5 protein-coding genes, 2 tRNA genes and 1 pseudogene are annotated in these 6612 nt (G+C 41.2%); 6 read left to right on the top strand and 2 right to left on the bottom strand.

Annotation, left to right across the window (positions count from 1 at the left end; all coding sequences use genetic code 11):
• Positions 1–527: 527 nt before the first annotated feature.
• The 4 genes and pseudogenes from H6G92_RS11455 to H6G92_RS41090 all read left to right on the top strand — a co-directional run.
• Positions 528–603 (top strand) — tRNA-Met (locus tag H6G92_RS11455).
• A tRNA-Met gene (locus H6G92_RS11450) sits at positions 603–677 on the top strand. The genes H6G92_RS11455 and H6G92_RS11450 overlap by 1 nt, the downstream gene beginning before the upstream one ends.
• 645 nt (positions 678–1322) lie before the next feature.
• Positions 1323–2846 carry a slipin family protein gene (locus H6G92_RS11445; protein ID WP_190893821.1) on the top strand — a complete coding sequence of 508 codons (1524 nt, stop codon included), beginning with the start codon at positions 1323–1325 and terminating at the stop codon, positions 2844–2846.
• Positions 2847–2978: 132 nt separating this feature from the next.
• A pseudogene (locus H6G92_RS41090) lies at positions 2979–3116 on the top strand (hypothetical protein); the annotation flags it as partial.
• Between the two features lie 304 nt (positions 3117–3420).
• Here the strand turns inward: H6G92_RS41090 and H6G92_RS11435 are convergent.
• Both H6G92_RS11435 and H6G92_RS11430 read right to left on the bottom strand, forming a co-directional pair.
• Positions 3421–3666, bottom strand: a complete 246-nt coding sequence (locus tag H6G92_RS11435) for a hypothetical protein (RefSeq protein WP_190893813.1) — start codon at positions 3664–3666, stop codon at positions 3421–3423.
• A gap of 548 nt (positions 3667–4214) precedes the next feature.
• Positions 4215–4754 carry a DUF2267 domain-containing protein gene (locus H6G92_RS11430; RefSeq protein ID WP_190893812.1) on the bottom strand — a complete coding sequence of 180 codons (540 nt, stop codon included), beginning with the start codon at positions 4752–4754 and terminating at the stop codon, positions 4215–4217.
• Positions 4755–5041: 287 nt separating this feature from the next.
• Between H6G92_RS11430 and H6G92_RS11425 the strand changes: the two genes are divergently transcribed.
• Both H6G92_RS11425 and H6G92_RS11420 read left to right on the top strand, forming a co-directional pair.
• A complete protein-coding gene (locus H6G92_RS11425) occupies positions 5042–5839 on the top strand; it encodes a dienelactone hydrolase family protein (RefSeq protein ID WP_190893811.1) in 798 nt (265 codons plus the stop codon).
• A gap of 352 nt (positions 5840–6191) precedes the next feature.
• On the top strand, positions 6192–6545 hold the full coding sequence (locus H6G92_RS11420) for a hypothetical protein (protein WP_190893810.1): 354 nt from the start codon (positions 6192–6194) through the stop codon (positions 6543–6545).
• Positions 6546–6612 lie beyond the last annotated feature (67 nt).

The raw sequence follows: 6612 nt of genomic DNA, 5'->3' as shown, positions 1-6612 counted from the left end.
TCGGCAGTAGGGGTTCAAGGATTTCCCACTCTTCGTCTGTTAGGCTGCTAGAGTACGGCATGACTGCTGGATACGGCTTTTGCGGTAACTGTACTTCAAGATAGTAAAAGATGTCAAATGGATTCTATAGAAGTTCACTCCCAAGTGGAAGCTGGAACTGTTTTTGTACTGACGCTACCTGTTAAATCGTAATAATTGATATCATGTCCGCTTAATTAGTTATTATTCAGGGCATCTATGCAAAAATCTTAAAACTCTCTTTCCCCCTGCCCCCTGCCCCCTGCCCCCTGCCCCCTGCGGTCTTAATGATAAGTCTTTTACCGGACATGATATGACTGGAGTTTATTCTATGTCTATCCTCGCTAAACAGTCATCAGTCAACAGTGATCACTCCCAATCCCTGTGTGCTAAATTTGGAGCGGAATAGTAACAAAGTTACAAAGCTATAGTTTAGGTTCTATATGCCTAACTGGTGCGCCAACCTTTGGTATGAGTGTATACCGCCGAGTGCTTTAAACTATACCATCGTTTGATTAGCTCAGTTGGTAGAGCGATCGACTCATAATCAATGGGTCACAGGTTCGACTCCTGTATCAAACTCCAGGAAGTTAGCTCACTGGTAGAGCAATCGACTCATAATCGATGTGTTGTAGGTTCGATTCCTATACTTTCACCCAAAACCCTGTCCGGGTCAAAAGACAATACCCTGTAAAGGTAGCCAATATGGTACGAATCTCAACAGATTCGAGACCCCTCATTTTCTCAACTCTGCGGTGTAAGTGTTTTGCTGTCGGTCATCACTCGTAAGGGTGATGTTCGGTAGCTACAGTCAAGGAGTAAGCGCAACTGCATTTCTCCCTAACTTGAGTATGTCCCTTCCTTTTGTACATCTAGTTTTCCTTGGGATTCTAGATTGGCAAAGTGAACGGCATATCTGAGCGCGGTTCTTTTTTCTAGATTGCCATTGAGCAGTTTGGGAAAAGTAATGGCAATCTTAATCCAGCTTTGGAGAAGCTTTTGCCCACACCTGAACTGTAAACACTTGCACTGGCAGAGTTAAAAAATATTTTGTAGTATATAGTAATACAAATAGATAAAATAAATCCTTTAGCCTTTTTTCACAAGGTTGTAAACTCCAATAACTCCAGTACTTAAGCTGTAAGAAAATAGGTGGTATTTGAGTTCAAGGAAGGTTATAAATGTCTTGATAAAATCTTCTTAGCTAGTTGCGTTGGCGTAGCCCGTCGTAGACATCGCTACGCTAGCTGCAAGCATCGCATAGCTTATCTAAAATATCGCGTAAATTATCTATGCAAATTACTATGTGGGAAACATTTTATATCAAACCTAACGAAATCGGCATTTTATATCACCGCAGTGACTTTAAAAAAATCTTGCAGCCCGGTACACATACTTATTTTGGTCGGCATTGGCAACTCAAAATCTATGACCTCAACCAGCCACAAGCCCAGATTGAAAACCTAGAACTGTTGTTGCGGAATCACGAAGCCGACTTGCAACAACATTTATTGATTATCAGAACCGCATTCAACCAAGCTGCTTTAGTCCGCTACGGTCAGCATTGGGTAAGCGTTGCACCAAATCAATTGATTGCTTTTTGGCGTGGTTTTATTGAGGTAGAATCTTATGTGTTCAACTTGGAAGAAAGTTTAGAATTGCCTGCTTCCTTTGTGCAGCAATTGCGCTCAGTTACGTTGAATGGACTCAAAAAGTTTCAAATCTCAGAGTATGAGATTGGTTTACTATATCTGCAAAATAATTTTGTGCGACCTCTAGAACCAGGAGAGTATGCTTTTTGGTCAGTAGGTAGGGATGTTACAGTCCGAACTCTCAGCCGGATCATCCCTAACCCAGATTTTCCCCTGGAAGATGTACTCATTGAAAAACATCCCGACTTTATTGCTGCTTACTGTGAAACCGTGCAATTACTGTCTTCGCAAGTTGCAATTGTGCGGTATAGAGGTAAAGTGATTTCTATTTTGCCACCTACCAGCCGCAAGCTATTTTGGCAGGGTGTTGCAGTGGAAGTTCTCGATATCAACGCTGATGCTCAGTTACAGCCTGCCTTAGTGGCTGAGTTGGTTGAGGGTTCAGCGGAAGCGAAATTGCTCAGTCGCAACTGTTTGCATATCTGTCAAGTTCCCGCCCAGCACGTTGGACTAGTATACATTAATCAAGAGTTTCAAGGACTGCGATCGCCAGGGGTACATGCTTGGTGGTTATTTGGCCGCTCTTTTCAAACCGAAACCATCGACCTGCGACTACAAAATATGGAAGTATCTGGTCAAGACATCCTCTCTAAAGATAAAGTACCTCTGCGGTTGAATTTGACCGCAGGCTTCCGTATCCAAGACCCATTGAGAGCAAAAAACGGCTTATCAGATATTTCCGGGTTCTTATACAAAGAATTACAGTTTGCTTTGCGTGGTTCAGTCGGCGAACGTAACTTAGACGCTTTATTAGAGGATAAAGGTGCAATTGATAGAAGCATCTCTGAATATATTCGCCAGAAAGCCGCAGACTATGGAATTGAAGTAGATTCTGTAGGTGTCAAAGATATCATTTTACCTAGTGAGATTAAGACTATCTTAAGCAAAGTAGTCGAGGCAGAAAAAGCTGCTCAAGCAAACGTAGTCAGACGTAGAGAAGAAACCGCTGCTACTCGCAGTATGCTAAACACTGCCAAAGTGATGGAGGATAACCCCGTTGCATTGCGTTTAAAAGAACTCGAAGTATTAGAACGGATTGCAGAGAAGATTGACCGAATTCAAGTTAACGGCAGTTTGGATAGTATTTTGACAGACTTGATTCGGATGAAACCGTAGCGATCGGGGTAAATACTCACGCAAGAAAAGACCATCGCCCTGGTGAGTTTTTACTGGGGATTGAGTGTGATGGTGCATCTTACCATAGTTCACCTACTGCCAGAGATCGCGTAGGCGTTAGCCCGTCGTAGACATCGCCTCAGACAACAGGTGCTTGAAAGGCTTGGTTGGAAAATTCACCGCATTTGGTCAACAGACTGGTTTCGTAACAAACCTGTTCAAGTTCGTCTGCTGACAGAAAGGATTAAACAATTACAACAAATCAGATAGAATCTCGTTGCTCACAAAGATCCAGGAATTGCATATATCTACGTCAACTGGTTGCGATCGCCTATAGCTGCTCTCGTAGCCAATTTGGATTCTGGGTAGTGCCGTCGAAAATTAGTCAATTATATTACCTTGGTAGAAATTGCTTTGAAAACAATAACAAGTACAGAACGCCGGAAGTGACAGAAGTTTATTGAAGTTTATCAACCGTTGGGGTTTTGATGCTATTGAAGGTACGATTTAAGCCCTAACCATGAGAGTTCGTGACAAATTGCTGAAATAAAAGTGCAGACAATTGAAGCAGAGACTAATTAAATTTGGGTATTTCAAACTGGGGCATTTGGAACTGCGGCACTTGAAACTGCGGCACTTGAAACTGCGGCATTTGGAACTGCGGCACTTGGAACTGTGGCACTTGAAACCGCGGCACTTGAGACTGTGACACTGGAGGCAATAATGTCCCTCCTCTGACCCATTTCATCTCTGCATCAGAAAGTTCTTCTATTTCAACTTGGTTGAAAGTTAGCTGTGTATAGTTTTTTATTTTTGCCATAATTCTCCTTCTAGCGTGAAAAAACACAATACATCAATAATATATCTCGAATGGCTTCGGTCGCAGGTCTTCCTGTTTATGCATATTAGAATTACAAAAGGTGGATTCGTTGTAGATGAGTTGCCAATCAAGCTGCTTGATAATGCAGGATTATAATCTGTGATTTGACGATCGCATTCGCTATTTAGAGCGATGTCTACTTCTTGCGCATCTCACACACAATTTCTAAATATGTAGTAGCATGTTGTCGAGTTGGGGCGGTGTCTACAACGGGCTACGCCTACGCTATCATTCAGTTTTAGAACATCTCAGTGAAAATAGTTATTTATATAAATGACGGGTGATTGCGATACTACATAAAAGCAATTACATCATCTGGCATTGCATTAACTAGGCAAAAAGCGAAAGTCTGCTACTAAGTAGTGCGGGCAATCTTGAGTGTTTATGATTACTATGCTTACCAAGGGGTTAACCACTAGCTCCCCAATAAATATAGAAAGCCTGTTTGTGATTATCCGCAAACAGACTTGAGTTTTTCACATTTCTAATTAAGCTTGCTCCCAAAGCTCACGGATACGGTCAGGGAGCCAGCCAGCAATTTCCTGAATCCGCTCTTGGGAAAGTTCGTCTTTGGTGGCAGAAAACACTGCTTTAACCGCCTGCTCTGCCTCGACTGTTCCTGGAACTCCTCCTTCATTCGCAACCCGCGTGAGAAATAGATTGGAATCAATTCCAATGGGAGCCGGGCCTCTTAAAGGTTGACGGATTCGACTTAAAAATCTCACAATTGGATTGGTGTCTTTCCAAAGTTCTGCCACTTCAAACTGGAGTGCCTTCTCATCCGTAGGCACAGCCTCTGTATGCAGTTCTGCCTCGACGCGATCGCTAGCTTCTGTGGTCATTAAGTCGCGCATAACGCGAAATACAACTTCGGTAAAGTCTCTTGCGTCATACAAATCCGCAAATCCGCTTTGAACCATGACCTTTTCAAGAAACGAGCGATGTTCGTCTGCGATCGCAGTTCGAGTATCTTCAATTTCTGTTGGGTCAATTTCTGGAATGTTTGTTCTAAAACTTTGATCGGGCATTGTTTTTGCTTGTGGTTATTAATTTTGAGTCTTTATGCTTACTTTATGTAAGGTCGCACAAATCAAAAACCCTTAACATCATCCAGAAGTTTGAACTACGATCTATTCAAAAGTTAGAAATTCATCTAATCTGCGTCGCAAAGCAGGAAGGTCATGCTTGAGGGTAAGCAATTTCCCTTCACTGAGCAGAGCAATACTCGTGCGTTTATGCCCATTGTAGACATCACCCATTGGTGTCGAAAAACAGTCAGAATAGATGAATTGGTATAAAATCAACCGAAACAAAGATGGTAGAAACAACAAACATCGAAATTAACACTTGCTATGTCAAAGTACCTAACAATGACTTAGAAATCGATGCTTATTTAGCTCAACCAGCACATAAAGGAACCTTTGGCGCGGTTATAGTTTTTCCAGAAATTTTTGGAATCAACAGCAACATTCGAGATATCACCGAACTAATCGCTAAACAAGGTTATGTAGCAATAGCTCCAGCCATGTATCAACGTATTGCTCCCGGTTTTGAGGCTGATTTTAGCCCTGAAGACGTTGGGTTTAGTCCAGAAAGCTATAGGCTGGGGTTGGAATACTATCAACAAGTAAAGTATCAAGATATCTTAAGTGATATTCAAGCTGCGATCGCCTACTTAAAAACTTTACCCAATATCAAAAATGATGCAATTGGTGTTATGGGTTTCTGTTTTGGCGGTCATGTTGCTTACATTGCTGCAACTTTCCCTGATATCAAAGCAACAGCTTCGTTTTACGGTGGTGGGATTACCACTTCTAGTTATGGCGAAGAGACTCCAACCATTAATCGGACTTCAAAAATCAAAGGTACTATTTATGCCTTTTTTGGTACAAGAGATACATTAGTTTCCCAGCAAGAAAACGAGCAAATTGAGGCAGAATTAAAGAAACATCAAATCAATCATCGTGTATTTCGATACGATGCCGGACATGGATTCTTTGCGGGATTTTTCAAAGACAAGTACCCATTTATGGAACAACACCCAAGTTACAATCCTGAAGCTGCTCCTGATGCTTGGAAACATGTTCTAGAACTATTTCAAAAACACTTGTAAAACACAGTTTAAGGTTTACTTTATAATCACCTCTCAAACATGCGATCGCAATAATACCAATTTTCTGCGAAGTTGCACATTATTTTGACCCCTCCCAACCTCCCTTTGATAAGGGGAGGTGTCGCAGGTGGTGGGGTTCTTTCTATGCGTCTTCATACGGAAATGGTATGAGCACCAAAACTTTGTATATCATACTACCAGCGAGATAACTTAACAATAAGTAAAGCATTGAAAGTTGCTAACGCAGAAATAGAGCAATAGTTAGTAACAATACGCTCAGTAGCGTACTGAACTACAACAGGTGGTCATCATCATAGAATAGAGTCTTTTGTTACTATGAGTTGCATAGCACATGGCATCCCAACGAGAAGCTGTTATTTTTGTTCATGGTTTTTATCTTGGTAGAGATAGAAATCACTTTATTGATTGTTTATCCCTTGGTCTTACAGAGGTTTTAGAGTTCCCCAGAGTACAGGAAATAGGAGAAGAAAAGATAACAGGACACATTGGAAAGAAATTCAAGTTAGATTTAGGTAGAAATAGCTCTAGGGAAATTGATGTTTATGATGCTTATTGGAATGACTTCTTTAGTAAACAGCTAAGTAGTAGCAACTTGAAAACCCAAGTGTTTCGCGGCATCTATATATTAAGTTCTGAAAGCAGTTCTGAATCTGCAAAATTAAATATTTGGTTCAGTATTTCATAGACGAAAGTTACCTTTTTGGAGTTGTTGAAACCTTTTTGTTAGACAAATACCTTCGGAAGAGATGTAA

Source organism: Nostoc foliaceum FACHB-393 (assembly GCF_014698505.1).
GTDB classification, from domain to species: Bacteria; Cyanobacteriota; Cyanobacteriia; order Cyanobacteriales; family Nostocaceae; genus Nostoc; species Nostoc foliaceum_A.
Note: the sequence above shows the minus strand (reverse complement) of the source record. Positions and strands in the feature narration are given on the sequence as shown.